The sequence below is a fragment of the Streptomyces vulcanius genome (assembly GCF_042653945.1).
GTDB lineage: Bacteria > Actinomycetota > Actinomycetes > Streptomycetales > Streptomycetaceae > Streptomyces > Streptomyces mangrovi.
The window spans coordinates 58954-85000 of record NZ_JBHSFK010000028.1 but is presented as its reverse complement, the minus strand read 5'-3'; the positions used below and the strand labels follow the sequence as shown (position 1 = coordinate 85000).

The 26047-nt window shown below is 71.9% G+C and carries 30 protein-coding genes; 12 read left to right on the top strand and 18 right to left on the bottom strand.

The window, feature by feature from the left end; translation table 11 throughout:
* Positions 1 to 10: 10 nt before the first annotated feature.
* The 3 genes from ACFPIH_RS35430 to ACFPIH_RS35420 all read right to left on the bottom strand — a co-directional run bounded on the left by ACFPIH_RS35430 (position 11) and on the right by ACFPIH_RS35420 (position 3077).
* Positions 11 to 802 carry a spermidine synthase gene (locus tag ACFPIH_RS35430; protein WP_381181783.1) on the bottom strand — a complete coding sequence of 264 codons (792 nt, stop codon included), beginning with the start codon at positions 800 to 802 and terminating at the stop codon, positions 11 to 13.
* Positions 803 to 887: 85 nt separating this feature from the next.
* On the bottom strand, positions 888 to 2057 hold the full coding sequence (gene tuf, locus ACFPIH_RS35425) for an elongation factor Tu (RefSeq protein WP_381181630.1): 1170 nt from the start codon (positions 2055 to 2057) through the stop codon (positions 888 to 890).
* 297 nt (positions 2058 to 2354) lie between these two features.
* Positions 2355 to 3077, bottom strand: coding sequence for a DNA alkylation repair protein (locus ACFPIH_RS35420; RefSeq protein WP_381181632.1), 723 nt, complete (start codon positions 3075 to 3077; stop codon positions 2355 to 2357).
* A 50-nt stretch (positions 3078 to 3127) separates the two neighbouring features.
* On the opposite strand from ACFPIH_RS35420, the gene ACFPIH_RS35415 reads away from it, so the two are divergent.
* Positions 3128 to 3910, top strand: a complete 783-nt coding sequence (locus tag ACFPIH_RS35415) for a TVP38/TMEM64 family protein (protein WP_381181634.1) — start codon at positions 3128 to 3130, stop codon at positions 3908 to 3910.
* Between the two features lie 13 nt (positions 3911 to 3923).
* Here ACFPIH_RS35415 and ACFPIH_RS35410 read toward each other — a convergent pair whose 3' ends face one another.
* The gene (locus ACFPIH_RS35410; protein ID WP_381181636.1) at positions 3924 to 5093 is read right to left on the bottom strand and encodes a thiolase family protein; all 1170 of its coding nucleotides are present in this window, start codon (positions 5091 to 5093) and stop codon (positions 3924 to 3926) included.
* A gap of 119 nt (positions 5094 to 5212) precedes the next feature.
* Here ACFPIH_RS35410 and ACFPIH_RS35405 point away from each other — a divergent pair, with 119 nt between their 5' ends.
* Entirely contained in the window at positions 5213 to 5701 is a 489-nt protein-coding gene (locus ACFPIH_RS35405) for a winged helix-turn-helix transcriptional regulator (RefSeq protein WP_381181638.1), read from the top strand.
* A 24-nt stretch (positions 5702 to 5725) separates the two neighbouring features.
* Here ACFPIH_RS35405 and ACFPIH_RS35400 read toward each other — a convergent pair whose 3' ends face one another.
* From ACFPIH_RS35400 to ACFPIH_RS35390, 3 genes are read right to left on the bottom strand one after another with little or no spacing between them, the layout of a single operon-like run.
* A complete protein-coding gene (locus ACFPIH_RS35400) occupies positions 5726 to 6436 on the bottom strand; it encodes a cupin domain-containing protein (protein WP_381181639.1) in 711 nt (236 codons plus the stop codon).
* Positions 6430 to 7368, bottom strand: a complete 939-nt coding sequence (locus tag ACFPIH_RS35395) for a DUF6807 domain-containing protein (protein WP_381181641.1) — start codon at positions 7366 to 7368, stop codon at positions 6430 to 6432. Before ACFPIH_RS35395 ends, ACFPIH_RS35400 begins: the two co-directional genes overlap by 7 nt.
* On the bottom strand, positions 7365 to 8528 hold the full coding sequence (locus ACFPIH_RS35390; RefSeq protein ID WP_381181643.1) for a Gfo/Idh/MocA family protein: 1164 nt from the start codon (positions 8526 to 8528) through the stop codon (positions 7365 to 7367). Before ACFPIH_RS35390 ends, ACFPIH_RS35395 begins: the two co-directional genes overlap by 4 nt.
* A 357-nt stretch (positions 8529 to 8885) precedes the next feature.
* On the opposite strand from ACFPIH_RS35390, the gene ACFPIH_RS35385 reads away from it, so the two are divergent.
* Together ACFPIH_RS35385 and ACFPIH_RS35380 are read left to right on the top strand one after the other, a co-directional pair.
* Entirely contained in the window at positions 8886 to 9761 is an 876-nt protein-coding gene (locus ACFPIH_RS35385) for an undecaprenyl-diphosphate phosphatase (RefSeq protein WP_381181645.1), read from the top strand.
* Between the two features lie 122 nt (positions 9762 to 9883).
* The gene (locus tag ACFPIH_RS35380; RefSeq protein ID WP_381181647.1) at positions 9884 to 10063 is read left to right on the top strand and encodes a hypothetical protein; all 180 of its coding nucleotides are present in this window, start codon (positions 9884 to 9886) and stop codon (positions 10061 to 10063) included.
* A gap of 15 nt (positions 10064 to 10078) precedes the next feature.
* Here ACFPIH_RS35380 and ACFPIH_RS35375 read toward each other — a convergent pair whose 3' ends face one another.
* A complete protein-coding gene (locus tag ACFPIH_RS35375) occupies positions 10079 to 10819 on the bottom strand; it encodes an SDR family NAD(P)-dependent oxidoreductase (RefSeq protein WP_381181649.1) in 741 nt (246 codons plus the stop codon).
* 144 nt (positions 10820 to 10963) lie between these two features.
* Here ACFPIH_RS35375 and ACFPIH_RS35370 point away from each other — a divergent pair, with 144 nt between their 5' ends.
* From ACFPIH_RS35370 to lnt, 3 genes are all read left to right on the top strand, one after another.
* Complete coding sequence (locus ACFPIH_RS35370) at positions 10964 to 11698, top strand: hypothetical protein (protein WP_381181651.1); 735 nt, start codon at positions 10964 to 10966, stop codon at positions 11696 to 11698.
* A gap of 71 nt (positions 11699 to 11769) precedes the next feature.
* Positions 11770 to 12237 (top strand): nuclear transport factor 2 family protein, encoded by a 468-nt coding sequence (locus ACFPIH_RS35365; protein WP_381181653.1) that lies wholly within the window; start codon positions 11770 to 11772, stop codon positions 12235 to 12237.
* Positions 12238 to 12309: 72 nt separating this feature from the next.
* Positions 12310 to 13887, top strand: coding sequence for an apolipoprotein N-acyltransferase (lnt, locus tag ACFPIH_RS35360; RefSeq protein WP_381181655.1), 1578 nt, complete (start codon positions 12310 to 12312; stop codon positions 13885 to 13887).
* On the opposite strand, the gene ACFPIH_RS35355 is transcribed toward lnt, so the two are convergent.
* A complete protein-coding gene (locus ACFPIH_RS35355; protein ID WP_381181657.1) occupies positions 13805 to 14716 on the bottom strand; it encodes a Gfo/Idh/MocA family protein in 912 nt (303 codons plus the stop codon). The two genes, lnt and ACFPIH_RS35355, sit on opposite strands and share 83 nt — an antisense overlap.
* Positions 14717 to 14811: 95 nt before the next feature.
* On the opposite strand from ACFPIH_RS35355, the gene ACFPIH_RS35350 reads away from it, so the two are divergent.
* Positions 14812 to 15324: a DinB family protein gene (locus tag ACFPIH_RS35350; RefSeq protein ID WP_381181659.1), complete on the top strand. Its 513-nt coding sequence runs from the start codon at positions 14812 to 14814 to the stop codon at positions 15322 to 15324.
* Between the two features lie 112 nt (positions 15325 to 15436).
* Complete coding sequence (locus ACFPIH_RS35345) at positions 15437 to 15955, top strand: hypothetical protein (RefSeq protein ID WP_381181661.1); 519 nt, start codon at positions 15437 to 15439, stop codon at positions 15953 to 15955.
* Between the two features lie 36 nt (positions 15956 to 15991).
* Here the strand turns inward: ACFPIH_RS35345 and ACFPIH_RS35340 are convergent, their stop codons facing one another.
* The 7 genes from ACFPIH_RS35340 to ACFPIH_RS35310 all read right to left on the bottom strand — a co-directional run bounded on the left by ACFPIH_RS35340 (position 15992) and on the right by ACFPIH_RS35310 (position 21952).
* Entirely contained in the window at positions 15992 to 16453 is a 462-nt protein-coding gene (locus ACFPIH_RS35340) for a hypothetical protein (protein WP_381181663.1), read from the bottom strand.
* A 71-nt stretch (positions 16454 to 16524) separates the two neighbouring features.
* Positions 16525 to 17208, bottom strand: a complete 684-nt coding sequence (gene ung, locus ACFPIH_RS35335; protein ID WP_381181665.1) for a uracil-DNA glycosylase — start codon at positions 17206 to 17208, stop codon at positions 16525 to 16527.
* Positions 17209 to 17286: 78 nt separating this feature from the next.
* Positions 17287 to 18876: an ABC transporter substrate-binding protein gene (locus tag ACFPIH_RS35330; RefSeq protein ID WP_381181667.1), complete on the bottom strand. Its 1590-nt coding sequence runs from the start codon at positions 18874 to 18876 to the stop codon at positions 17287 to 17289.
* A 205-nt stretch (positions 18877 to 19081) separates the two neighbouring features.
* Positions 19082 to 19837: an SDR family oxidoreductase gene (locus tag ACFPIH_RS35325; RefSeq protein ID WP_381181669.1), complete on the bottom strand. Its 756-nt coding sequence runs from the start codon at positions 19835 to 19837 to the stop codon at positions 19082 to 19084.
* A gap of 21 nt (positions 19838 to 19858) precedes the next feature.
* On the bottom strand, positions 19859 to 20620 hold the full coding sequence (fabG, locus tag ACFPIH_RS35320) for a 3-oxoacyl-ACP reductase FabG (RefSeq protein WP_381181671.1): 762 nt from the start codon (positions 20618 to 20620) through the stop codon (positions 19859 to 19861).
* A 163-nt stretch (positions 20621 to 20783) separates the two neighbouring features.
* Positions 20784 to 21200, bottom strand: a complete 417-nt coding sequence (locus ACFPIH_RS35315) for a DUF3037 domain-containing protein (protein WP_381181673.1) — start codon at positions 21198 to 21200, stop codon at positions 20784 to 20786.
* The gene (locus tag ACFPIH_RS35310) at positions 21197 to 21952 is read right to left on the bottom strand and encodes a HipA family kinase (RefSeq protein ID WP_381181675.1); all 756 of its coding nucleotides are present in this window, start codon (positions 21950 to 21952) and stop codon (positions 21197 to 21199) included. The genes ACFPIH_RS35315 and ACFPIH_RS35310 overlap by 4 nt, the downstream gene beginning before the upstream one ends.
* A gap of 191 nt (positions 21953 to 22143) precedes the next feature.
* On the opposite strand from ACFPIH_RS35310, the gene ACFPIH_RS35305 reads away from it, so the two are divergent.
* Entirely contained in the window at positions 22144 to 22644 is a 501-nt protein-coding gene (locus tag ACFPIH_RS35305; RefSeq protein WP_381181677.1) for a Rieske (2Fe-2S) protein, read from the top strand.
* On the opposite strand, the gene ACFPIH_RS35300 is transcribed toward ACFPIH_RS35305, so the two are convergent.
* Entirely contained in the window at positions 22631 to 23278 is a 648-nt protein-coding gene (locus ACFPIH_RS35300; protein ID WP_381181679.1) for a cysteine hydrolase family protein, read from the bottom strand. The two genes, ACFPIH_RS35305 and ACFPIH_RS35300, sit on opposite strands and share 14 nt — an antisense overlap.
* A gap of 110 nt (positions 23279 to 23388) precedes the next feature.
* On the opposite strand from ACFPIH_RS35300, the gene ACFPIH_RS35295 reads away from it, so the two are divergent.
* The gene (locus ACFPIH_RS35295; RefSeq protein ID WP_381181681.1) at positions 23389 to 23856 is read left to right on the top strand and encodes a pyridoxamine 5'-phosphate oxidase family protein; all 468 of its coding nucleotides are present in this window, start codon (positions 23389 to 23391) and stop codon (positions 23854 to 23856) included.
* 116 nt (positions 23857 to 23972) lie between these two features.
* Here the strand turns inward: ACFPIH_RS35295 and ACFPIH_RS35290 are convergent, their stop codons facing one another.
* Positions 23973 to 25304, bottom strand: a complete 1332-nt coding sequence (locus ACFPIH_RS35290; protein ID WP_381181683.1) for an aminotransferase class I/II-fold pyridoxal phosphate-dependent enzyme — start codon at positions 25302 to 25304, stop codon at positions 23973 to 23975.
* 59 nt (positions 25305 to 25363) lie between these two features.
* Here ACFPIH_RS35290 and ACFPIH_RS35285 point away from each other — a divergent pair, with 59 nt between their 5' ends.
* Positions 25364 to 26047 carry a pyridoxamine 5'-phosphate oxidase family protein gene (locus ACFPIH_RS35285; protein ID WP_381181685.1) on the top strand — a complete coding sequence of 228 codons (684 nt, stop codon included), beginning with the start codon at positions 25364 to 25366 and terminating at the stop codon, positions 26045 to 26047.

Genomic DNA, 26047 nt, shown 5'->3' with positions numbered 1-26047 from the left:
TCGTCGGCTCTCAGCCGATGCCGAACGCCCCCTCCGGCGGTTCGGGCGACGGCACGGCGTCCTCGTCGCGCACCGGGCGGGCGTCGCCGATCAGCCGTCGCAGCCCAGGACCGTGCTCCACGCGCGCGGGGAAGGCGTCGGAGGCGGTCAGCCGGGCCAGCGCGGTGACGTCGACCGGGTGGTGGGCGGCGACGAGGACCGCGTTGCCGAACCGGCGCCCCCGCAGCACGGCCGGCTCGGCGATGAGTGCGATCTCCTCGAACTCGGCGGCGAAGGTGGCGAGTTGGGAGCGCAGGAAGGCGAAAGGGGCCGCGTCGGCGAGGTTCGCCAGATACACACCGTCGCCGCGCAGCACTCGGGCGGCCTCCGTGGCATACGTGAGGGAGGTGAGATGGGCGGGCACCCGGGAGCCCCCGAAGACGTCGGCGACCAGTACGTCGGCCGAGTCGTCGGGGGCGGTTTCCAGCCAGGCGCGGGCGTCGGCCGTGTGCAGTGCGATGCCGGCACCGGCCGGGACCGGGAGCTGCTCGACGACCAGCTCCAGCAGGCCCCGGTCGGCCTCGACGACGTCCTGCCGGGAGCCCGGGCGGGTCGCGGCCAGATACCGGGGCAGGGTGAGCGCGCCGCCCCCGAGGTGCAGCACGTCCAGCGCCCGCCCCGGTTCGGCGACGGTGTCCAGGACGTGCCCGAGCCGCCGCGTGTACTCGAACTCCAGGTGCTCCGGCGCGTCCAGGTCGACGTACGACTGCGGCGCGCCGTCGACCGTCAGCAGCCAGGCCCGTTCCCGGTCCACGTCGGGCATGAGCTTGGCGGTGCCGTGGTCGACGGCGCGGGTGACGGGTATGGGCTCGTCGTTCACCCTCCCATCCTCACACCCGTCACACGACTCACACGACGGCGGTCACCGTCCCGGCGCCCACGGTCCGGCCGCCCTCCCGGATGGCGAAGCCGAGGCCGGGCTCCAGCGGGACCTCGCGCCCCAGCTCGACGGTCATGGTGACCGTCTCGCCGGGCCGCGCGACCGCCGCCTCCCCCAGGTCCACGTCCCCGACGACGTCCGCCGTACGGATGTAGAACTGCGGCCGGTACCCGGTGGCCACCGGAGTCGTACGGCCTCCCTCGCGCGCCGAGAGGACGTACACCTGCGCGGAGAACCGCCGTCGCGGCACGACGCTGCCCGGCGCCGCGACCACGTGCCCGCGCCGTACGGCGTCCCTCGGCACGCCCCGCAGCAGGAGCGCCACGTTGTCCCCGGCCTGCGCCTCCTCCATCGGCTTCCCGAAGGTCTCCAGGCCGGTGACGACGGACTCCAGCCCGGCGCCGAGCACTTCGACCCGGTCGCCCACCCGTACCGTGCCCCGCTCCACGGCGCCGGTGACGACGGTCCCCCGGCCCGTGATGGTGAGCACGTTCTCCACGGACAGCAGGAACGGCGCGTCCAGATACCGCTCGGGCATCGGCACGTACGTGTCCACCGCGTCGAGCAGCGCGTCGATCGACGCCGTCCAGCGCGGGTCGCCCTCCAGCGCCTTCAGCCCGGAGACCCGTACGACGGGCGCGGCGTCGCCGCCGTAGCCGTGCGCGGTGAGCAGGTCCCGGACCTCCAGTTCCACGAGGTCGGTCAGCTCCTCCTCGCCGGCGTCGGCCTTGTTGAGCGCGACGACGATGTGGTCGACGCCCACCTGCCGGGCGAGCAGGACGTGTTCGGCGGTCTGCGGCATGATCCCGTCCAGCGCGGAGACGACGAGGATCGCCCCGTCGAGCTGCGCGGCGCCGGTGACCATGTTCTTGACGTAGTCGGCGTGGCCCGGCATGTCGACGTGCGCGTAGTGCCGGGTGTCGGTCTCGTACTCGACGTGCGCGATGTTGATGGTGATGCCGCGCGCGGCCTCCTCCGGGGCGCGGTCGATACGGTCGAACGGCACGAACGTGCCGGCCCCGCGGTCGGCGAGGACCTTGGTGATGGCGGCGGTCAGAGTGGTCTTGCCGTGGTCGACGTGCCCCATGGTGCCGATGTTCAGATGCGGCTTGGTGCGCACGTACGCGGTCTTGGGCATGGCTGTACCTCGAAGCGTGTCCGTGTTCTTGGAAGATCTCCGATGGGAGAGGGAACCCCGCGGTACTGCCCGACCCTCCCCCTACGGGGTCCGCCGGACGATCCGGGGAGGGTCAGCTTCGGGCGCCGTCGAGAGCGACAGGGAAGGGCGGGACGGCAGCCTTCGGCGCATCTGCGAGAGCAGATGTCGCGACGGGGAAGGCGAACCGGAACATGGTCCCGATCATCGCCGACGCTTTGCCCGGCGTCGAATGGTTTTTTACCGAGTGGTTTTTGCCGTACGGCGGTTGACCGGGCTTCAGGCGCCGATGTTCTTCAGCGCCTCGCGCACCGACAGCGGCGCGAACCTCCCCCGCTCACGGGCGAGGAAGGCGCGGACGGCCTCCGGGTCGGTCCTGGCGTACTCGCGCAGGCACCAGCCGACGGCCTTGCGGACGAAGAAGTCCGGGTGCCCGGACTGGCGCAGGCAGTAGGCGAAGAGGCGGTCGCTGTCGGTGCGGCCCTTGTAGCTCAGCTGGTGGAGCAGAGCGGTGCGGGCCACCCACAGGTCGTCGTCGGCGATCCAGTCGTCCATGGCGGCGGCGAGGCCCGGGTCGGCCGCGACGAGGGCGCCGACGACATGCGCCGCGAGCGGGTCGACCGTGTCCCACCAGGAGGCCGTGGTGACCAATCGGCGGGCCACCGGCAGGAAACCGGAGGAGCAACGTCCGGCGTTCCGGCGCAGGTAGTCGACGGCGAAGTAGTGGTACTCGCGCTGCGGCAGCGCCCAGCAGCGCAGGGCGACGGCCGTGCAGTCGGCCTCGTCGGGGCGCGGGGTGCCCGCGAGGACGGCGCGGGACAGGACGCGGCGCTCGGGGGTGGGCACGCCCAGGAAGGGGGCCACGTCCTTCATGTACGCGCGCATGGCCGCCGCCCGGGAGGAATCGGCCGCGGCGGCGTACGAGGCGGTCAGCCGCTCCATGACGGCGTCCGCGAGCGCGCTGTGCGGCACCCAGACGGCGCCCGCGCCTGTGACGGTCATAGGACGAACCATACGGCGATCACACATGCGCGTCCGTTACTGTCGCGGGCATGCTCGATGCCACCACCCGCTCTGGTGACACCGCCACGGCCTCGCCCCGGGCCGCCGCCACGGAGCTCGTCGTTCCCGTGCGCGTGGTCACCGCCGCCGCGCCGACGGGTCCGCTCGCGCGCTGCGGCAGAGTGCTGTTGTCGCCCTGGTCCCGTTTCTCGCTCCTGGTCGCGCTGCTCGCGGCGGCCGGTGCGGGCGTGCTGCTGTTCAAGCCGCAGAAGCTGCTCGCGGACGGCTGGCCACCACAGGTGGGCGGCACCACGGCGGCCATGGTGTTCGCGGTGGCGTACGGGCTGTGCACCGTGGCGTTCGTGCCGCGCCCGCTGCTGAACCTGGCCGCGGGCGCGCTGTTCGGCTCGGCGGTGGGTCTGGCCACGTCGCTGGCGGGCACCGTGCTGGGCGCCGGGCTCGCCTTCGGCCTCGGCCGCGTGCTGGGGCAGGACGCCCTGCGGCCCCTGCTGCGCGGGCGGCTGCTGAAGGCGGCGGACGGCCAGCTGAGCCGGCACGGCATGCGCTCGATGCTGGCGGCACGGCTGTTCCCCGGGCTGCCGTTCTGGGGCGTGAACTACTGTGCGGCCGTCTCCCGGATGGGCTGGACGTCCTTCCTGGTGGCGACCGCGCTGGGCTCGATCCCCAACACGGCCGCCTACGTCGTCGCCGGGGCCCGTGCCTCGGCCCCGACCTCGCCGGTCTTCCTGATCGCGCTGGCCTCCATCGCCCTGCCGACGGTGGCGGGCGCGGTGGTGGCCTGGCGCAAGCGCCACCACCTGCGCAAGCCCTGACCCCGGCTGCCTTCTAGATCCCTTCCAGGATCATCGCGTTGGCCAGTCCGCCCGCCTCACACATCGTCTGCAGGGCGTAACGGGCGCCGCGTTCGCGCATCGCGTGGACGAGGGTCGTGGTCAGCCGGGTGCCGCTGGCGCCGAGCGGGTGGCCGAGCGCGATCGCACCGCCGTGCGGGTTGACCTTGGAGAGGTCGGCGCCGGTCTCCTGCCGCCAGGCGAGGACGACACTGGCGAACGCCTCGTTGACCTCGAACAGGTCGATGTCGTCGAGGCGCAGCCCGGCCCGGCCCAGCACCTTCTCGGTCGCCGGGATCACACCGGTGAGCATCAGCAGCGGATCGGAGCCGGTGACGGCGAAGCTGTGCAGCCGGGCGAGCGGGCGCAGGCCGAGACGGGCGGCGGTCTCGCTCGAGGTGATCAGTACGGCGGAGGCGCCGTCGTTGACCGGGCTCGCGTTGCCTGCGGTCACGTTCCACTCGATCTGCGGGAAGCGCTCTGCGAACGCGGGGTCGTAGTAGGCCGGCCTGAGCCCGGCGAGGATCTCGGGGGTGCTGCCGGGCCGTACGCACTCGTCGCGCGAGACGCCGTCCAGGGGCGCGACCTCGGCGTCGAAGAGTCCCTGCTCCCAGGCGCGGGCGGCCCGCTGGTGCGAGGAGACGGCGAAGGCGTCCAACTCCTCCCGGGTGAGGGACCACTTGGCGGAGATCAGCTCGGCGCTGATGCCCTGCGGCACGAGCCCCTCCGGGTAGCGCTCGGCGACACCGGGGCCGAAGGGGTCCTTTCCGGGCGGGACGTTGGACCACATGGGCACCCGGCTCATCGACTCGACCCCGCAGGCGATGACGATGTCGTAGGCGCCGGACATCACTCCCTGGGCGGCGAAGTGCACGGACTGCTGGGAGGAGCCGCACTGGCGGTCGACGGTGGTCGCGGGGACCGTCTCCGGGAAGCCCGCCGACAGGACGGCGTAGCGGGTGGTGTTCATGGCCTGCTCGCCGACCTGGTCGACGGTGCCGCCGATGACGTCGTCGATCAGCGCGGGGTCGACACCGGAGCGCTCGACGAGGGCGCGCAGGGTGTGGGCGAGGAGTTCTACGGGGTGGACGTGCGCGAGGGAGCCGTTCGGCTTGCCCTTGCCGATGGGGGTGCGTACGGCTTCGACGATGACTGCGTCACGCATGGGTGCGGCCTCCACAGTTTCGACGGTGCTACCGGTCAGTAGGAAATCCAAACTCACCATAGCTCTGCGAGTTGGAAAATCAAACCCTCCATTAGAATGAGCACCCTAGAATGAGCACCATGGCCGCCCCGAAAAACTCCAACGTCTCCAAAGACCCGCGACCCTGTTCCATCGCCGACGCCCTCGCTCTCGTCGGCGAGAAGTACTCCCTGCTGGTCGTGCGGGAGGTGTGCCTCGGCAACGGCCGCTTCGACCAGCTGGTGCGCAACATCGGCGCCCCGCGCGACATCCTGGCCACCCGGCTGCGGCGCCTGGTCGACGCGGGGATCCTCACCAAGCGCGCCTACAGCGAGCGCCCGCAGCGCTTCGAGTACCGGCCCACCCAGGCGGGCCTCGAACTGGAGCCGGTCCTGCTGGCCCTCATGGCGTGGGGAGACCGCCACCTCCGCGAGGACGACGACCGCCCCATGGTGATCGAGCACATCTGCGGCAACGAACTCCTCCCGCTCGTCACCTGCTCGGCCTGCGGCACCCAGATCCACCACGAGGACCTCACCCCCCGCCCCGAGGCCCCGGGCTGGACGGTAAAGGGTCCTACGGCGGCGTAACGGCTACCCCACGCCCGTACCGCGTCACTCGGGCTGCCGGTACACGTCCAGGCGTCCGCACATCCCGAACTTGCCGTACGCCGAGGGCTGTTCGGAGCGTACGACGGCATCGGCGAGGTGGGAGGCGTCGCCGTCCGCCAGCCGGTCGAGTTGGTCGCCGGTGGCCTCGGCCGCCGCGAGGGCGCCGCGCCGCCAGCGCTCGCGCCACTCCGTGAGGCGGGGGCGCACGAGGGCCGCGGCGGCCCGGTGGAAGGCGGGGAGGGTGTCGGGGGCGGCGCGCAGGGCGGCGTAGCCCTCCAGGGCGAGATCGCGGCGGGCGCGGGCGACGCGTGCCTGTTCGGCCTCCGGGGCGTCGGCCGGGATCGTGGTCGCGGCGGCGTAGGCCCCGGGGTCGGCGAGGTACTCCGGAGGCAGCGTGAGGACGGCGTCGCCCGCCTCCGGCAGTCCGCTGTTCTGCATCAGGACGGTGATGCGCAGATCGTCCTCGTTGACCAGCCGGTGGATGGTGCCGGGCGTGAACCAGGCGACCGTGCCGGGCGCGAGGGGCGTGACCTCGTACCCGGAGCCGGTCAGCGTCTGCACCGCGCCCCGGCCGCCCGTGACGACGTACCCCTCCGCACACGTCAGGTGCATGTGCGGGGTTCCGCCGTGCAGCCCGTCGGCGGCCGGCCAGTCGTACACGCACAGGTGCGAGACGGCGACCCCGCCGGGCAGCCCGGGGAACGGGCTCACCACGGATGCGTCTCCAGGTACCCGGCGATCTCCTCCCGTTCCCAGGCGCCGTCGGCGACGACCACGCGGTAGCGCCGGGTGAGGGTGTCGCCGGGGGCGAGTTCCAGTTCGTCGAAGAAGGCCCAGGAGGGGGCGATGCCCGCCCAGGGCTCGTTGCGGACGAACCAGTGGGCCGGGTGGGCCCCCCGCTCACCCAGGTGGTCGTTCTCGGGGGCGTGCGCGACGACGACGGTGGCGTGGCCGTCGGTGCCGTCGTGCTCGCCGGAGACGGCCAGCCAGGGGCTCTGCGAGGCCATCAGGTCGGGGCCCTCGCCGTCGGGGCCGATGACCCGGCCGTCGCGGAAGGCGCGCGGGCCGCGCCAGAACAGGCCCGTGTAACCGGCCAGTTCACGTCCGGCGGTGGTCGGGCTGCCGAACAGCAGCGGCTCGTCCCGACGGTTGGTGACGGCGGTCGTCCAGGTCAGGGCGTAGGAGCCGGACGCCCGGTCGATGTCGTGCACCTCGATCCGGCGGGCCTCCTCGGCCCACAGCTCGCCGCTGTACGGGTGCCAGGTCAGCCGCTCGGCGAGGACGACCCGGTCCCCGCCCGCGGAGACGGCGACCTCGTCGAAGCCGGCGTGCGCCATCGAGCCGACCCGCTCGGGCAGGGCCAGGTAGTCCTCGCCGTGGACGTAGGAGTTGCCGCCCCAGAGGTTGGCGCCCGAGAGGTGCGAGGCGGTCATGGACAGGCCCTTGTGCCAGCGGTGGTCGTTGGGCCGGTAGTCGGTCACGACGGCGCCCGCGAGCGTGCGCAGCGGGTGGATGTACGGCTTCGGAGCCTCCCAGGCCGCCTCCGGCCGGTAGACGTAGGCGAGCAGTTCGACGCCGGACGCCTCGTCGGTCACGGTGATCCGGTCGCCGTGGGCGTGCACGAGGCGCAGGCCGCCGCCGGTCATGCGGACACCTCCGTGGCGGGAGCCCAGCCGTGCGCGCCGCCGTGCAGGGCGGTGTAGTACGGATCGCCGGGGCCGATCTCACCGCGCTTCACCGTCGTGTCGGTGAACGCCGACTTGTAGAGCGAGGTGATCAGCTCCAGGCTGGTCCGCCCGTCCTCGCCGCTGCTGCGCGGGCGCTCCCCCGCGCGCATGCTGGCGACCAGCTCACGCAGCTGGGCCAGGTGCGAGCTGGGGACGTCGGTGCCGAAGTCCTGCCAGGCGGCCACCTCGTCGCCGGTGACGTCCGGGGCCGGGGTGATGCGCCAGTCGGCGTTGGAGTGACCGTAGAGGTGGGTGAGCTCGACGGTGGCGCGCTCGCAGTCGATGCGGATGCGGCTGACCTCGTCGGGGCTGAGCACGCTGTTGACGACCGTCGCCATGGCCCCGCCCTCGAAACGGAGCAGGGCGGTGGAGACGTCCTCGGTCTCGACGTCGTGGACGAGCCGGCCGGCCATGGCCCGCACCTCGCTCCACGGTCCGAGCAGGTCGAGGAGGAGATCCATCTGGTGAATGCCGTGACCCATCGCCGGGCCGCCGCCCTCGGTCCGCCAGCGGCCCCGCCAGGGCACCGCGTAGTAGGCGGTGTCGCGGTACCAGGTGGTCTGGCAGTGCGCGACGAGCGGCCGGCCGAGGGCGCCGTCCGCGAGCAGCCGCTTCACATGGCGGGTGCCGGAGCCGAACCGGTGCTGGAAGACGATCGAGGCGTACGGCCCGCCCTCCGCGCCCTCCTCCGCCGTCACCGCGTCGTAGTCGGCGAGCGTCGGCACCGGCGGCTTCTCGCACCACACCCACGCCCCGGCCCGCAGCGCGGCCACGCTCTGCTCGCGGTGCAGGGTCGGCGGGGTGCCGATGGTCACCAGGTCCGGGCGCTGCTCGGCCAGCATCCGCGCCAGGTCGGTGTAGGCGTGCGGAACCCCGCCCTCCGCGCAGAACGCCTCGACCGAACCGGCATCGATGTCGACCGCCGCGACGACCTCGGTCTCCCCCTCGGCGGCGAGCTGCTGGAGGGCGGGCAGATGGGAGCCGCGCCCGATGGCGCCGGTACCGATGACGGCGGCCCGGATCCGGCGCCCGGCGAGCGGGGCCAAGGCCGCGGCGGAGGGCGGAGTGGAGGGGGACATGGACGTGATCAGCACTCCTGAGACGTACGGCCCGGAAACCGGGCGGGCGACCTACGGAGCGGCATGCGCCGGCCCCACCAGACAGCAAGCGCTTTCCCGCACCGGCAGCAACGTATGCGGCCGGAACGCGGCGGTCAACCATCCGGGACAGGACATACGAGGTGAAGGGCCCACCCGGCCGGTGCGGGAGGTCCGCCCGACCCGCTCCGCCGCCCGCTCCCCGGCCCTCTGCGGAGCCCCTGTGGCGAACCTGTCAGCGTGGCCCGCTACGCTTCCTCCACACACTCTTGATCACCGCGCGGTGGCCCGTCGGCACCGTCGCTCCTCTCCGAACCGGCGCTTGGACTCCGTAACTTCATGTCTTGGTTTGAATCCCTCGTCCTCGGACTCGTCCAGGGGCTGACCGAGTTCCTCCCCGTCTCCTCCAGCGCGCATCTGCGGCTGACCGCGGCCTTCTCGGGCTGGAAGGACCCCGGGGCCGCCTTCACGGCGATCACCCAGATCGGCACCGAGACAGCGGTGCTGATCTACTTCCGCAAGGACATCGGGCGGATCATCTCCGCCTGGTCCAAGTCGCTCTTCAACAAGGAGATGCGCAAGGACCACGACGCCCAGATGGGCTGGCTGGTGATCGTCGGCTCGATCCCGATCGGCGTGCTGGGGCTGACCCTGAAGGACCAGATCGAGGGTCCGTTCCGCGACCTGCGGGTCACCGCGACGATGCTCGTGGTCGTGGGCATCGTCATCGGCATCGCCGACCGGCTCGCCGCGCGGGACGAGACGGGCGCCAAGCACCGCGCGCCGAAGCAGCGCAAGGCGCTGGAGAACCTGAGCGTCAAGGACGGACTGATCTTCGGCCTCTGCCAGGCCTGTGCGCTCGTCCCGGGCGTCTCCCGCTCCGGCGCCACGATCAGCGGCGGCCTGTTCATGGGCTACAAGCGCGAGGCGGCGGCCCGCTACTCGTTCCTCCTCGCCATCCCGGCGGTCCTCGCGTCCGGGATCTTCGAGACGAAGGACGCGCTGGAGGGCGGCCATGTGGAGTGGCCTCCGACGATCTTCGCGACGGTGATCGCGTTCGTGTCCGGTTATGCAGTAATTGCGTGGTTCATGAAGTTCATCAGCACCAAGTCCTTCATGCCGTTCGTCTACTACCGCGTGGCCCTCGGCATCGTGATCATCGCCCTCGTCTCGACGGGCGCCCTCAGCCCGCACGCGGCCGAGTCGGCGGGCTGACGTCCGCTTCACCACGCCCTCGTCCCGCCCGCCCGGTTGATCGATCAGCCGTGACCAACCCCATAACCGAACGGGTAGCGGTCCGGTAGCGCAGTGTCAGTTCGTGCGCCTAGGCTTGGGCCATGTCCCCCAACCCCGAGATCTCTGGTTCCGTGCGCTCCGCCGCCGAGTTGAACGAGCGGATTCGTTCCCTCTGGCTGCGCGCCGGCGGTTCGCTGTCGACCCAGGAGCGGGCGGAGTACGAGCTGCTGGTGGTGGAGTGGGCCGCGGCGATACGGGCCGGCGTCGTCACCGCGGCCTGACGCCCACGGCGCCGGTCAGCGCCCACCCGCGACCCGCAGCACCGCCCCCGTCGTGTAGGACGCCTCGGCCGACATCAGCCAGGCCACGGCCGCCGCGATCTCCTCGGCCCGCCCCGGCCGGCGCAGCGGGATCGACGGCGCGATCCGATCCGGACGTCCGGGATCGCCCATCGCCGCGTGCATCTCGGTGTCGACCAGGCCGGGCGCGACCCCGTTGACCCGGATACCGTCCGGGCCGAGCTCCTTGGACAGCCCGACCGTGAGGGCGTCGAGGGCGGCCTTGGTCGCCGCGTAGTGGACGTACTCGCCGGGGCTGCCGAGCGTGGCCGCCGCGGACGACACGTTCACGATCACCCCGCTCCCCCGCGCCGACATCAACTGCGCGGCCCGTCGCGCGCACAGCAGCGCGCCCACCAGGTTGACGTCCACGACCCGGCGCAGATCGGCGGTGTCGGCATCGGCCAGCCGTCCCAGGGGCCCGGTGACAGCGGCGTTGTTCACCAGCCCCGTCACCGCCCCGAGCCGGGTCTCGGCCACCTCGAACAGCCGCTCCACGGCCGCCTCGTCGGACGTGTCCACCCGCACCACGACCGCCCGCCCGCCGGCCTCCCGCACCCCGCCGGCCACCCGTTCCGCGGCCTCGGCGTCCCGGACGTACCCCACCACCAGGTCATGCCCGTCCACCGCGAGCCGCCCGCACACGGCGGCCCCGATCCCACGACTGCCACCGGTGACGACCGTCACGGGCCGTGCCATACGAACCTCCGGACCTCGGCTTGATCAACATCCCGAGGGTATGCCGCTGATGGGATCTTGACACCGCTCCAAGACCGGTCAAGGTCGTACCCCGCCTCCAACTGGCAGAATTCGACCATGACTTCGCGGAGTAAGGCACAGAATGTGACATCTGCGTTCATCGGGCTCGTGTTCGGCCTCGCCGTGGTGGCCATCTCCGTGCTCGTCGCCCTGGGTCTGGGGGACACCGTGGAGCGCGACCATGGCCTGAAATCGGCGGTGGACTGTCCGTCCGTGCCGCTGGACCCGTCCGACTGCCTGTGGAGGCAGACGTTCACGGTCTCGGAGATCCACCTGTGGTCGGGCAAGAGGAGCGAGAACATCCGCGCCACCCTCACCACCGCGAACGGCGACGAGTGGCGGACGGGATTCCGCGACAACGGCCCGGTGCTCGACGAACTCCGCGACGGCGACACGGTGACCGGCACGATCTGGCGCGGCCTGCTCGTACGGATCTCCGCGCACGGCGCCGACCAGCCCACCACGGACAACCCGGACACCCTCCCCGAGTCCCAGCTGGCCGTCCTGGTCGCCTGCGGCCCCTCCAGCCTTCTGCTGGTCGCGGCCTGCGGCTGGCGTGTCCGCCGTATCAGGCAGCCCGAGTGGAGCCGGGGAATGAAGTACCTGAGGCGTCTGGCGGCCGGTCTGACCGGCGCCGGAGTGCTCGCGGCCTTCCTCTCCATCGGGCCCGGCCTGCCGCTCTGGGCCATGCCCCTGATCTGGCTCTTCCCCGCGGCCCTGATGATCGCCTTCACCATCGCCCTCGTACGCCGGCAGAACGCGGAGGCGGCACAGCCCCCTCGAACGGCCGACGCGGCGACGGGAGTTGCCGGCGGGTGACCCGGACAGCGCCGCGAATGCCCCGGCCCGACCCCTTGGTTCCGCGGCCCTCATCCCCAACACTCGGCCTCATGACGCAGCGTGTGGAGCTCGCCACCGTGATGGACCGGCTGGCCGTCGACGGAGTGGTCACGGAGTACGCGGTGGCCGTGGACGACGGTGACTGGACGGCGTACCGGGAACTGTTCACGGCGGACGGGCGGGCCGACTACCGGTCGGCCGGGGGGATCGAGGGGAACGTCGGGACGGTCGCCACCTGGCTCACGGAGAGCCTGGGGATGTTCTCGATGCGGCAGCATCTCATCGTCAACCGCCGGGTGCGGTTCGGGACCCTGGAGCAGGACACCGGCGACACCGCGCGGGTGCAGGCCGACTACGTCAATCCGATGCGGCTGGGCGCGGGCACCGAGGGCTCCCCCGCCGCCGCGCCCGACTTCGTCTGCGGCGGGCGGTACGCGTTCGCGTTGGTGCGGACGCACGACGGGTGGCGGCTGCGCGAGGTGGTCGTACAGGAGAAGTGGCGGCGGCTGCCGGGGTGAGCCGAAAGACACCTGTTGGAGATCGTCCGCGGCGCGCACACTGGAAGCACCCACCGGGCAGGGAGGTGCTGCGTGAGGAAGTTCGGCCACTGGCTCACCTCCCCCTGGCGGCGCTCGGCCGTCGCCGCGCTCGCCGGCGCGCTGCCCGTACTCGCCTTTCCCGCACCGGCGTTGTGGTGGTGGGCGTACGGCGCGCTCGTCCCCTGGCTGCTGCTGGCCCGCTCCGCGCCGACGGCACGGCGGGCGGCGTACGACGGCTGGAGCGGCGGGTTCGGGTTCATGCTGGCCATGCACCACTGGCTGCTGCCGAGCCTGACTGTGTTCACCTTCGTGATAGCCGCGCTGCTCGGGGCGTTGTGGGCGCCCTGGGGGTGGCTGGTCCGCCGGTTCCTCGCCGGGGACGGGACCGACGTGCCGACCCGGGGCCGGCTCCTCGCCGGACTGCTCGTCCTGCCCTCCGCCTGGCTGGGCGCCGAACTCGTGCGTTCCTGGCAGGGGTTGGGCGGCCCGTGGGGCATGCTCGGAGCCAGTCAGTGGCAGGTCGAGCCGGCCCTGCGGCTGGCCTCCGTCGGCGGGGTGTGGCTGCTCAGCTTCCTGGTGGTGGCGCTCAACGTCGCACTCGCCGTGCTCGTGTCGGTCCCCGCGTCCAGGGCGCCGGCCGTCGCCGGTCTGGTCGCCACCGCCGCCACCGCGTCCGCCGCCTGGGCCTGGGCGCCCCGGCCGGACGCCGACGGACGGACCCGGATCGCCGTCGTACAGGCGGGGGTGATCGACGGGCCCGACGCCCGCTTCGACCGCGAGGAACAGCTGACCCGGCGGCTCATCGGGCAGGACGTCGACCTGATCGTCTGGGGCGAGAGCAGCGTCGGGTACGACCTCGGGGACCGGCCCGAACTGGCCGAGCGGATCGCCGCGCTCTCGCGGGCCACCGGAGCCGACATCCTCGTCAATGTCGACGCCCGCCGCTCCGACCGGCCCGGCATATACAAGAGTTCGATCCTTGTCGGACCGGACGGCCCGACCGGCGACCGGTACGACAAGATGCGGCTGGTGCCGTTCGGGGAGTACATACCGGCCCGTTCGCTGCTCGGCTGGGCGACCTCCGTCGGGAAGGCCGCAGGTGAGGACCGGCGGCGCGGGACCGAGCAGGTGGTCATGGACGCCGGGCCGGGGCTGCGGATCGGGCCGTTGGTCTGTTTCGAGACAGCCTTCCCCGACATGAGCCGGCATCTGGCCGAGGACGGCGCGGACGTCGTCGTCGCCCAGTCCTCGACCTCCACCTTCCAGTGGAGCTGGGCGCCCGAGCAGCACGCCTCGCTGGCCGCGCTGCGCGCCGCCGAGACCGGGCGGCCGTTCGTCCACGCGACCCTCACCGGCGTCTCGGCCGTCTACGACGCGAGCGGCCGGCGCGTCGGCCCCTGGCTCGGCACGGACGCGAGCACCACGGCGGTCTACGACGTCCCGCTCGCCGACGGCGTCACCCCGTACGTCCGCTACGGCGACTGGCCGGTCCATCTGGCCCTGCTGGTGCTGGTGGCCCTGGGCCTCACGGAGGGCGCGCGGACGGTCAGGCTGCGCCGGAACGCTCCCGCACCGCTCGGACCACCCGCTCGCACAGTTCATGGGTCGCCAGCGCGTCCCGGGCGCTGAGCACCTTTCCCGCGCGGACCGCGTCCAGGAAGGCCGTCGCCGCCTGCTCTATGCCGCGCTGCCGGGCCACCGGTACCCAGTCGCCGCGCCGCCGCACGGTCGGCTGGCCCTTGTGGTCGATCACCTCGGCGAGGTTGACGACCTGACGCTTGGTGTCCTGCCCGGAGACCTCCAGGATCTCCTCGTTGGAACCGCTGAGCCGGTTCATCACGCCGAGCGCGGTGAAGCCGTGCCCGGACAGCTGGAGCACGACATGGTGCAGCAGCCCGTCCTCGACACGGGCGCGCACGGTCACGTCGTCGACCGGTGCGGGGGTCAGGAAGCGCAGGGTGTCGACGACGTGGATGAAGTCGTCGAGGATCATCGCGCGCGGCTCCTCGGGCAGCCCGACCCGGTTCTTCTGCATGAGGATCAGCTCGCGCGGATGGTCCGCGCACTGCGCGTAGCCGGGCGCGAAGCGCCGGTTGAAGCCGACGGCGAGGGACACGCCCCCGTCCTCCGCGAGCGCCACCAGCCGCTCGGAGTCGGCGAGCCGGTACGCCAGCGGCTTGTCGACGTACGTCGGGACACCCGCCGCCAGCAGCCGCGCGACGATCTCGGGGTGGGCGCCGGTCGGCGCGTGCACGAAGGCCGCGTCGAGGCCGGTGGCGAGCAGCGCGTCGAGATCGCGGTGCCGCTGCCCGGCGGGCAACCGCAGTCCGTCGGCGACCCGGTCCAGCGTGGCCGGCGTGCGGGTCTGCAGGTGGAGTTCGATCCCGGGCAGCGCGCCCAGCACCGGCAGATACGCCTTCTGTGCGATGTCACCGAGTCCGATGCAGCCGACCTTCACGGGCGCTCCCTCACCTGGTACCACGTGCCTCCTCCGCAGCATACGGCGGCTAAAACCACGTGCTCACGACAGGGCCGATGGGCGATCATGCCGGGATGACGACACAGCGCACCGAGCCCGCCCTGAACGCCGACGAACGCACCATGCTGGAGGGCTGGCTGGACTACCACCGCAAGACCCTGGAGTGGAAGTGCGAGGGCCTCACCGACGCCCAGCTGCGCACCGCCTCGGTGCCGCCGTCGGAGATGTCCCTGCTGGGGCTCGTGCGGCACATGGCGGACGTCGAGCGCGGCTGGTTCCGCAAGACGCTGGTGGGCGACGAACCCGGCCCTATCTACTACAGCGAGGCCGACCCCGACGGCGAGTTCCACCTCACCGAGGAGGACACCTGGCAGGAGGCGTACGCCACCTGGCAGGCCGAGATCGAGATCGCCCGGCGCAACGCGGCCGGCTTCGCCCTGGACGACTTCTCGAGGAGGAAGAGCCGGTTCACCGAGGAGCCCTTCAACCTGCGGTGGATCTACACGCACATGATCGAGGAGTACGCCCGTCACAACGGCCACGCCGACCTGCTGCGCGAGCGCATCGACGGCGCGACCGGCGAGTGACGTCAGCCCCGCCCGGCCGGCTCCCTCCGTAAGGGGCACGGGATCACCCGTGCGGGCCAACCTCCGCTTGTCCGCTACCTCGCGCACGGCCGGAACCACCAGAGTTGCGCGCGTGCATCGATCGACGACGACTACCGCGACGCTTCTGGTCACCGTGGCCCTCTCGGCCCTCTCCGGATGTGTGACCGTCCAGCGCCCGCCCGCGCCCGGCCCCGCCCCGGCCGTACCGTCCCAGCCGTCCGTGCCCAGGCCGGAGGGCCGGGCCGAGACGCAGGTGGTGCAGGCGCCGGCCCGTGAGGCGCTGGAGATGGTCGAGCCGTCCCGGAAACCGGAGGCCACGACGCTCAGGGAGCGGCGGCAGCGGCCGACTGTGGCGGCGGCACCCGCCGAGCCGCAGCGGACGGCACGCTCACACCCGCAGCAGCACCACCCCACGCGTCCGCACCCGCACCACCCCCGGCCGGACCGCCCGGAGCCACGGCGGCACACGCCGGCGCCGCGCGTCGAGGTCCCGGACGTGGAGGCGGAGATCCGCCGGAACACCGATGTGTGCGCGCTCGGCCGACAGTACGGCGCCTGGCGGGGCGACAGCCCGGAGTCGGTGATCTGCGAGCAGACCTACGGGCGGTGACGCCGAGTGGCTCTGAGGTGACTCCGGGGGGAGAACTCAGCGCTCCCCTTCGCCCAGCCGCAGCTCCATCCTGCTGATCGCCGCCCGCACCCCGTCGCCGTAACTGTCGTCCCCGAGCGCGCCGGCCGCTCCGCGTGCCCTGCGGATATGGGTGCGGGCGGCCTCGGAGCGGCCGAGCCGGACGTAGTCGGCGGCGAGGTTGAGGTGCAGCGAGGGGTACAGGGCGCGTACCTCGGGTGATCCCTCGTGCTCCTCGGCCGCGGTCAGCGCCCGCAGGTCCCAGGCCAGTTCGTCGAAGGGGTCGTCCTGGGTGTCCGCCAGGTAGTGGGCCAGCGTGCAGCGGTGCAGCGGGTCGCCGTCCTCACCGAGCTCCGTCCACAGGTCGAGGAGTCTGCGGCGGGCTTCCTCGCGGTCCCCGCCGTGGTGCAGCATCACGACCTGCCCGATCCGCGTCAGCACGCCGTCCTCCGGCGCCGCCCGCCCCGCTCGCTCCGCCACCGTGTCCTCCTAGCGTTCCTGCGACGACGCTAACCGCCCCCGGCGGCAATCCCGCTCAGGCGGCACCGGATTCACGCCAGGTTCGGGATCGTCCAGTCGATCGGGTCGTGGCCCTGCTGGGACACCGCCTCGTTGATCTGGGTGAACGGGCGGGAGCCGAAGAACTTCTTCGCCGAGAGCGGGGAGGGGTGCGCGCCCTTGACGACGATGTGGCGGCTCTCGTCGATCAGCGGGAGCTTCTTCTGCGCGTAGTTGCCCCACAGGACGAAGACCGCCGGGTCGGGCCGGTCGGCCACGGCGCGGATCACCGCGTCGGTGAACCTCTCCCAGCCCCTGCCCTTGTGCGAGTTCGCCTCGCCGGAGCGGACCGTCAGGACCGCGTTGAGCAGCAGGACGCCCTGCTGCGCCCACGGCATGAGGTAGCCGTTGTCGGGGATCGGGGTGCCCAGCTCCTGGTGCATCTCCTTGTAGATGTTGCGCAGGGACGGCGGGATCTTGACCCCCGGCCGCACCGAGAAGCACAGGCCGTGCCCCTGCCCCTCGCCGTGGTACGGGTCCTGGCCCAGGACGAGGACCTTGACCCGGTCGTACGGCGTCGCGTCCAGCGCGGCGAACACCTCTTCGCGCGGGGGGTAGACGGGCCCCTTCGCCCGCTCCTCCTCGACGAACTCGGTCAGCTCCTTGAAGTAGGGCTGCTGCAGTTCGTCGCCCAGGACCCCGCGCCAGGTCTCGGGCAGCATCGCGATGTCGGTCACGTCAACGTCCTCCGTCGTGCGGTCACTTGCTCACCCCAGAACCTACAGGCGGCCACTGACAACGGAGGCTTCGAGCGTTTACCAGCTGGTCTTGCGGGACAGTTCCCACATCATCATGATCGTCGACGGGTCCAGGGAGCGCTCCGCGCCGGAGATGTCCTCGTTGGTGGCGAGGTACTGCTTGCCCTGCCACAGCGGCAGCAGCCGGGCGTCGTCGACGAGGATCTGCTGGGCCTCCTCGAACTCCTTCGCCACGCTCGCGCGGTCGCTCTCCTCACGGGAGCGCGGCAGCAGCACCTGGGTGATCTCCTTCGCCGGGTAGGGCGTGCCGAGCGCGTTCTGGTCGCCGACGAAGGGGGCGATGAAGTTGTCGGCGTCCGGGAAGTCGGGGGCCCAGCCGCGGCCGAACACCGGGTACTCGCCCTTCTGGTAGCCGAGCACGTAGGTGTTCCACGGGCGGCTCTTGAGGGTGACCTTGAACAGTCCGGAGGCTTCCAGCTGGCGCTTGAGCTCCTTGAACTCCAGAGCGGTGTCGGAGCCGTAGCGGTCGGTGGTGTACCAGAGGGTGAGCGGGACGGTCTCCGTGATGCCGGCCTGGGTGAGGATCTGGCGGGCCTTGTCCGCGTCGGGTTCGCCGAAGTTGTCGAAGAAGCCGGAGGTGTGGCCCGTCAGACCGGTCGGGACCATGGAGTACAGGGGGTCGACGGTGTCCTGGTAGATGTTGTGGGCGATGGCGTCCCGGTCGACCACCTGGGCGACGGCCCGGCGCACGGCGAGCTTGTTCGACCAGGGGTCCTTCGGGTTGAACACCAGGTAGTTGATGTTGCTGCCGGCGCCCTCGACGAGCTGCAGGCCCTCGTTTTCGCCGCCGTCGGCCTCCAGGGCGACGATGTCGTCGGCGGCGAGCCCCTGGTAGGTGGCGTCGATCTCCCCGCCGCGCAGCGCCTTGACCATCGCGCCGGAGTCCTGGAAGTAGCGGATGGTCACCGCGTCGTTCTTGCGGTCGGCGGTGCCCTCGTAGCTGTCGTTGCGGACGAGTACGGCCTGCTTGCCCGACCCGTAGGACTGCAGCCGGTAGGGCCCGGAGCCGACGATGCCGGACGCCTTGCGGAGGCTCTTCGCGGGGTAGTCGTCGGGGTCGACGAGGGACATGCCGGGGGTGGCGAGCACGAAGGGGAAGGTGGCGTCCGCCTTGTTCAGGTTGAACGTTACGTCACGGTCGCCGCTGGTCTGGACGCTGTCCAGGCTGCCCAGCAGTCCGGCGGGGCCGGTGTCCGCGTTGATCGCCAGGACCCGGTCGATGGAGTGCTTCACGGCCTTGGCGTCGAGCTTGTCGCCGTTGGAGAACTTCAGACCCTCGCGCAGCTCGCAGTGGTAGACGCGGCTGGAGTTGTCGGTGAACTCGCAGCTCTTGGCGGCGTCCGGCTGCGGCTCGGTCGCGCCCGTGGGGTAGGACAGCAGCGTCTGGTAGATGTTGCGGAACAGTTCCCAGGAGCCGTCCCAGGCCGCGGCGGGATCGAGTGTGCTGGGCGCGCTGGTCGTCCCCACGGTGATGGGCCCGGACTCGTCGGAGCCCTCGTCTCCCAGGAGACCGCATCCGCTCACCAGGGATATGGACACGATCGCCGCGATGTGATGCAAGGATCGGTTCCGGTTGAACACGCGCACACTCCTCGATAAGCCATGCCAAGGGTTGGCAGACCATACCGCAGCGCCATGACGTCTCGAATCGTGCCCTGAGCACGGATTTGATCACGTCGGGATTGACGACGTTGTCATCGCGCGATGCGCCCCAGATACGTCGACACGGGCACCGTTTCCGTCAAGAAAATCGGTGCCCGTGTCGTTACGTGTCCGTGTTGTTACGCGTAGGTCAGCTGACACCCGCGTTGAGGAAGAGGCCTCCGTCGACGACGAGGGTCTGGCCGGTGATCCAGTCCGACTGTCCTGAGGTGAGGAACGCGGCGGTGCCGCCGATGTCGGAGGGCACGCCGAGCCGGCCCAGCGGATAGGCGGAGGCGGCCTCCTCCTCACGGCCCTCGTACAGGGCCGCGGCGAACTTGGTCTTCACCACGGCCGGGGCGATGGCGTTGACCCGCACCCGCGGCGCGTACTCGTGCGCCAGCTGCTGGGTCAGGTTGATCATCGCGGCCTTGCTGATGCCGTACGCCCCGATGAACGGCGAGGCGGAGAGGCCCGCCACGGAGGCGATGTTGACGATCGCGCCGCCGTTGTCCTTCTGCCAGGCGTGCCAGGTCTTCTGGGCGAAGCCGAGGGCGGAGACCACGTTGGTCTCGAAGACCTTGCGGGCCACGTCCAGGTCGAGGTCGGCGATGGGGCCGAACACCGGGTTGGTCCCGGCGTTGTTGACCAGGTAGTCGACCCGGCCGAAGGCCTCCATGGTGCGCTCGACGGCGGCCGTCTGGTGGTCGAGGTCGTGCGCCTTGCCGGCGACGCCGATGACCCGGTCGGCACCGAGCCGCTCGACGGCCTCCTTCAGGGCGCCCTCGTCGCGGCCGGTGATGCAGACCCGGTCGCCGCGGGCGACGAGCGCCTCGGCGACGCCGTAACCGATGCCGCGGCTGGCGCCCGTGACGAGAGCGGCCTTGCCGGAGAGTTCCACAGTCATGTTCGTGATCCCCAGTGGTGGTTAGTCGAGCGGTCCGCCGGCGACGTACAGCACCTGGCCGGAGACGAAGCCGGCGGCCTCGTTCGTGAAGAAGGCGATCGCGTTGGCGATGTCGTCGGGCTCGCCGACGCGCGCGACGGGGATCTGGGTGGCGGCGGCGGCCTTGAACTCCTCGAAGCCCATGCCGACCCGGGCGGCGGTCGCGGCCGTCATGTCGGTGGCGATGAAGCCGGGGGCGACGGCGTTGGCGGTGACGCCGAACTTGCCGAGCTCGATGGCGAGGGTCTTGGTGAAGCCCTGCAGACCGGCCTTGGCGGCGGAGTAGTTGGCCTGGCCGCGGTTGCCCAGCGCGGAGGACGAGGACAGGTTGACGATCCGGCCGAAGCCGGCGTCGACCATGTGCTTCTGGACGGCCTTGGCCATCAGGAAGGAGCCGCGCAGGTGCACGCCCAGGACGGTGTCCCAGTCGGCGACGCTCATCTTGAACAGCAGGTTGTCGCGGAGCACGCCCGCGTTGTTGACGAGGATCGTCGGGGCGCCCAGCTCCTCGACGACACGGGCGATCGCCGCCTCGACCTGGGCCTCGTCGGAGACGTCCGCGCCGATGGCGACGGCCCGGCCGCCCGCCGCGGTGATCTTCTCGACGGTGTCCTTGCAGGCGGCCTCGTCGAGGTCGACGACCGCGACCGCGCGGCCCTCGGCGGCCAGACGTACGGCGGTGGCGGCGCCGATGCCGCGCGCCGCGCCGGTGACGACCGCGACCCGCTGTTCTGTGGTGGACATTCCTGTGTCTCCTCGCCCTTGAGAGAACCCTGGTGGACCTGGTGAGCCTGGTGAGCCCTTGAGAAGCCGGTCTGCGGTGAGCGACCGCTTAGTACCTTCGCGACACGTGACGCTAGAAGCCCTGGCACCCGGTGTCAACGCCACACGGCGCCGGTGTGATCCATTACCTCACCAGGAGGTCCAGCAACCGCTCGGTCTCGGCCGCCGGATCGAAGGTGAGCCCGGTGTGCACGGGCCCCGGCTGCACCACCGTGGAGCGGGGCGCGACCAGCCAGCGGAACCGCCGCCCGGCGTCGTCGCCGGCCGCCTGACCGGCCGCCGCGCCACCGCCGCACACCCCTTCCACGGCCGACAGCGCCGCCCTGATCCCGGGCACGTCCGCGTCCGGCGCCAGGGCGAGCAGCCGCGCCTCGTCGAGATGGACGCGGGCGCCGACGTAGCCCCGCGCGCGGCAGTAGACCAGCACGCCCGCGTTGACGCACTCGCCGCGTTCGACACGCGGTACGACGCGCAGGACGGCGTACTCGAAGACGTCCCGTTCGTTCGCCTCGCTGGCGCGGATGATGTGGCGCTCGGTCACTTGGTCCCCTCGATGCGTTCGTGGATGACGGCGGCGCGCGCGAGCAGGGGGGCGGCGTAGGCGCGGCGCAGCGCGTCCGGGGTGTCGAAGCCGGGTTCGTCCGCGAGCCAGACGTCGGGGATCTCGGCGGTGACCTCGGCGAGCAGGTCGGCGGTGACCTGCGGGGCCAGTTGCGCGGCGGCGGCCTCGACGTCCGGCGCGAAGGTGGCGAGGGCGTGGTCGGAGGCGTCGTAGGGGCGGGCCGCGGAGGTCTCGGCGGTGGGCCAGTTGTGCTGCCAGATCATGGTGGCGCCGTGGTCGATGAGCCACAGCTCGCCGTGGTGCACCAGCAGGTTGGGGTTGCGCCAGGAACGGTCGACGTTGTTCACGAGCGCGTCGAACCAGACGATCCGGCCGGCCTCCCCGGGGCTCACCGGGAAGGCGAGCGGGTCGAAGCCGAGGGCACCGGGGAGGAAGTCCATCCCGAGGTTGGTGCCGCGGCTGGAGCGGAGCAGATCCTGGACCTGCTGGTCGGGTTCGCCGAGTCCGAGCACCGGGTCGAGTTCCACCGTCACCAGGCGGGGCACCCGCAGGCCCAGCCGGCGGGCGAGTTCCCCGCAGACGACCTCCGCCACGAGCGTCTTGCGGCCCTGCCCGGCGCCGGTGAACTTCATGACGTAGGTCCCGAAGTCGTCGGCCTCGACGAGCCCCGGCAGCGAGCCGCCCTCCCGCAGGGGCGTGATGTAGCGGGTGGCGGTGACTTCCTTGAGCATCGCCCCAGGTTACTGGGCTGGGCGGACTCGCCGCCGACAGCTTCGCGACAGCTCTGGCTTACGCGGCTCCGACCTCGAAGCAGTCAATATCTCGACACTGTCCGGACTCGGCGCGGGCGCTGAACAGGCCACGGCCACCGCCCGTACCTCTCGGTAGTTCCACGAACCCCCCGTTGGAAGGAAATGCCAGCATGACCAGCGCATCGATCAAGTCCACCGCGAAACCCGCCCGCCGTACCGTCGTGGCGGCGGCAGGAGCCGCGGGGCTCACCGTCGCGCTGGCCGCGTGCGGAAGCTCCGACGACGACTCGTCGAGCTCGTCGGCGTCGTCCGGCGGCACCACCGGCTCCACCGGTTCGACCGGCAGCAGCGAGTCCGCGAGCAGCGGCGGGGACGCCGCGGCCGGTTCCGCGCTGACCACGACGTCCGAGATCCCCGAGGGCGGCGGCAAGGTCTTCGAGTCCGAGAAGGTGGTCGTCACCCAGCCGACGGCGGGCACCTACAAGGCGTTCTCGGCCGTGTGCACCCACCAGGGCTGCGCGGTGAAGAGCATCGCCGACGGGGTCATCAACTGCCCCTGTCACAACAGCAACTTCTCGGTCGAGGACGGCAGCGTGAAGAGCGGTCCGGCGACGTCGGCGCTGCCCGAGGTGAAGATCACCGTCAGCGGCGACTCGATCACGCTGGCCTGACGCCCGACTGCCGGAAAGCCGTCAGCACCTCGTCCGTGGTCGCGACCGTGGCGACCAATGCGAGGGTGTGACGGATCATCGCGGGGGTGTAGTCGGCAGGCACCCCCGCGATGGCGTCCGACGGCACGACGGCCGTGTAACCCCGGTTGACCGCGTCGAAGACGGTGTTCGGGATCGCCACGTTGGCCGAGACTCCGGTCACGACCAGCGTGCGGCAGCCGAGGTTGCGCAGCAGGGCGTCGACGTCGGTGCCCTGGATCGGCGAAAGGCCGTGCAGACGTCGTACGACGAGGTCCTGGGCGGCGACCTCGATGGGGGGCGCCACACGGGTCGCAGGGGTGCCGGGGAGCTGTTGGACGGGGAGCCGCTCGGCCGCGCGGAACAGGCGCGCGTTGCGGTTGGCGCCCCGGCCGTCCGGGCGGCGTTCGGCGACGGCGTGGATCACCTGGATCCCGCTGTCGTGGGCGGCGGCCACCAGCCGGGCCACGTTGGCGAGCGCGCCCGACGCCCTTGCCGCCTCGGCGAGCCGGGGCAGCGCGGCGTCCGGTCCCACGACGCCCTGCTGGCACTCCACCGTGATCAGGGTGGTGGACAGAGGGTCGAGGAGTGCGCTGAGCTGTTCGGCGGGCGGCACGGCTCTCCCTGGTGTCGAGAGACTTCCTTTTCTGACACAGTGTCAGAAAAGTAGTACTGGAAGAGCAGTACACGGTAAGCAGTGACAAGAGAAGAGACGAGGGGGGCCGGATGACCGTCACACAGCGCCGGGGCCGGAAGATCATGATGACGCCGGGTGAGCTCGACGCGTTCCTCACCACCCAGCGCACCTGCCGGGTGGCCACCGTGTCCGCCGAGGGCGGCCCGCATGTGAGTGCCCTGTGGTTCCTGTGGGACGGCAGCGCGCTGTGGCTGTACTCGGTCGTCCGCAGCAAGCGGTGGACGCAGTTGCTCCGTGATCCCCGGGTCGCGGTCGTGATCGACATCGGTGAGGAGTACGAGTCGCTGCGCGGCGTCGAACTGTCCGGGGCCGTGGAGTTCGTGGGCGAGGCGCCTCGGACGGGTGAGTTGTGTGCGGAGCTTGACGCGGTGGAGACGTTGTTCGCGCGCAAGAACTTCGGGTTGGACGCGATGCCGCATGACGGGCGGCATGCGTGGGTTCGGCTGACGCCGGAGAAGGTTGTTTCCTGGGACTTCCGGAAGTTGGGGGATCGGTAGCGTTCTGCGCCGTGGGGCGTCGGGTGCGTGTGCGGGTCCGTTGTGGCCGGCCGCGCCCACGCGGCGGAGCCGCACATCGATACAGCCCCGCGCCCCTTGGAGGTTGGCACGGTTCGCTACACATAAGTCCGGGTCGGTGAGGGGCCCACGGCCGACGCGACCGCGTCTGCCAGGGGGCCGGTCTCCTCCGCGCGCAGCGTCGAGATCGTGATGCGGATGCCCGGGGGTGACGCGAGGCGGAAGCGGGCGCCGGGGGCGACCGCCCAGCCTCCGTGGAGGAGGCGGGAGACCGCTCCCGTCTCGTCCGGTACCGGGATCCACACGTTCATACCGCTGCGGCCCTGTGCCGCGACGCCCCGCTCGGCCAGTGCCGCGATCAGCGCCTCGCGCCGGGTGCCGTAGGCCGCCGCCACCGCCGTACCGTCCACCGCGCCGTCCGTCCAGAGGCGAGCCACGGCCCGCTGGGTCAGCAGGCTCACCCAGCCGGGGCCGAGGCGGTGCCGGCCGCGGACCCGGTCGACGGTGACGTCGTCGCCGGTCAGTACGGCGAGCCGCAGGTCGGGGCCGTAGGCCTTGGCGACCGAGCGGACGAAGGCCCAGTGCCGGGTGGCGCCCGCGAGGGGGTGCGGGGGCAGGTCGACGATGCCGTGACCGTGGTCGTCCTCCATCAGCAGGGTTCCGGGGTGGTCGGCGAGGACGGCGCGCAGCGCACGCGCGCGTGCGGCGCCGACGGACGCGCCGACGGGGTTCTGGGCGCGGGCGGTGACGAGCACGGCACGGGCCCCGGCCGTCAGCGCGGCGCGCAGGTCGTCGGGGCGCGGTCCCTCGTCGTCGACGCCCACCGGGACCGTGCGCAGGCCGAGCGCCGGAACGAGATCGAGGGTGCGGCCCCAGCCGGGGTCCTCGACGGCGACGCCGTCACCCGGCTTGAGGTGTGCGGCGAGGACGCGTTCGACGGCGTCCAGGGCGCCGCAGGCGAGCGTGAGCGGCCCGGCAGGCACGCCGTCGGCGTCCAGCCCGGCACGGGCGAGCCGGGCGAGGCCGGGGTCCACGGGGTCGGCGCCGTACAGGACCGGTTCCCGGTCGCCGCGCTCGGCCGCCGCCGCGAACGCGCCCGCGAGCGGGGGCAGCAGGGCGGGGTCGGGGTTGCCGTCCGCGAGGTTGCGGACCCCCGCCGGCACGTCGACGCGCACCTTCTCCCGGCCGGTCGTTGCCGGTTTGGGGCGGATACGGCTGCCCCGGCGCCCCTGCGTCTCGATGACCCCGCGCTCACGCAGGGTGCGGTAGGCCGCCGCGACGGTGTTCGGGTTCACCCCGAGCGTGGCCGCCAACTCCCGCATGGGCGGCAGCAGTTGTCCAGGTTCCAGGGCGCCCTCCCCCACCGCGCGCTCGATGCTCGCGGAAATGTCCGCTGCACCCCGGCCTTCGATCCGATACTCTCCTAGCACAAAGCCAATTATGCACTAGTGCAATAGAAACGCCAAGAGAGAGACCGAGGGAGAACGCCATGCAGGGGAGCCCCCAGCCGACGACATCACCCGCCGCCTACTCCGCGACCGACCGCACGGTCCCCACCCGCGCCGCGCACAAGGCCTCCTACGACCGCGAAGTGGTGCACGCGATACTCGACGAGGGCTACGTCTGCCATCTCGGCTTCGTCCGCGACGGTGCCCCGGTGGTGCTGCCGACGCTGTACGCCCGGGTCGGCGAGACGCTGTACGTGCACGGTTCGACGGGCTCGCGCCCGCTGCGGATGGCGGGGCAGGCCGACCCCGGGCTGCCGGTGTGCCTGACGGTGACCCATGTCGACGGCCTGGTGCTGGCCCGCTCCGCCTTCCACCACTCGATCAACTACCGCTCGGTGGTCGTGCACGGCGTCGCCCACGACGTCACCGACCCGCAGGAGAAGCTGGCCGTGCTCGACGCCCTGGTCGACCATGTCGTCCCGGGCCGCGCAGCCGACGCGCGGCCCGCCAACAAGAGGGAACTGGCGGCCACCGCCGTGCTCCGCCTCCACCTGGACGAGGTCTCGGCCAAGACCCGCACCGGCGGCGTGAACGACGAGCCCGAGGACCTCGCCCTCCCCCACTGGGCCGGTGTGGTCCCCCTGCGCAAGGGCTACGACACCCCGCTCCCCGAGCCCGACCTCGCCCCCGGTACCGGAGTCCCGGACTATCTGGCGGCGCGGTGA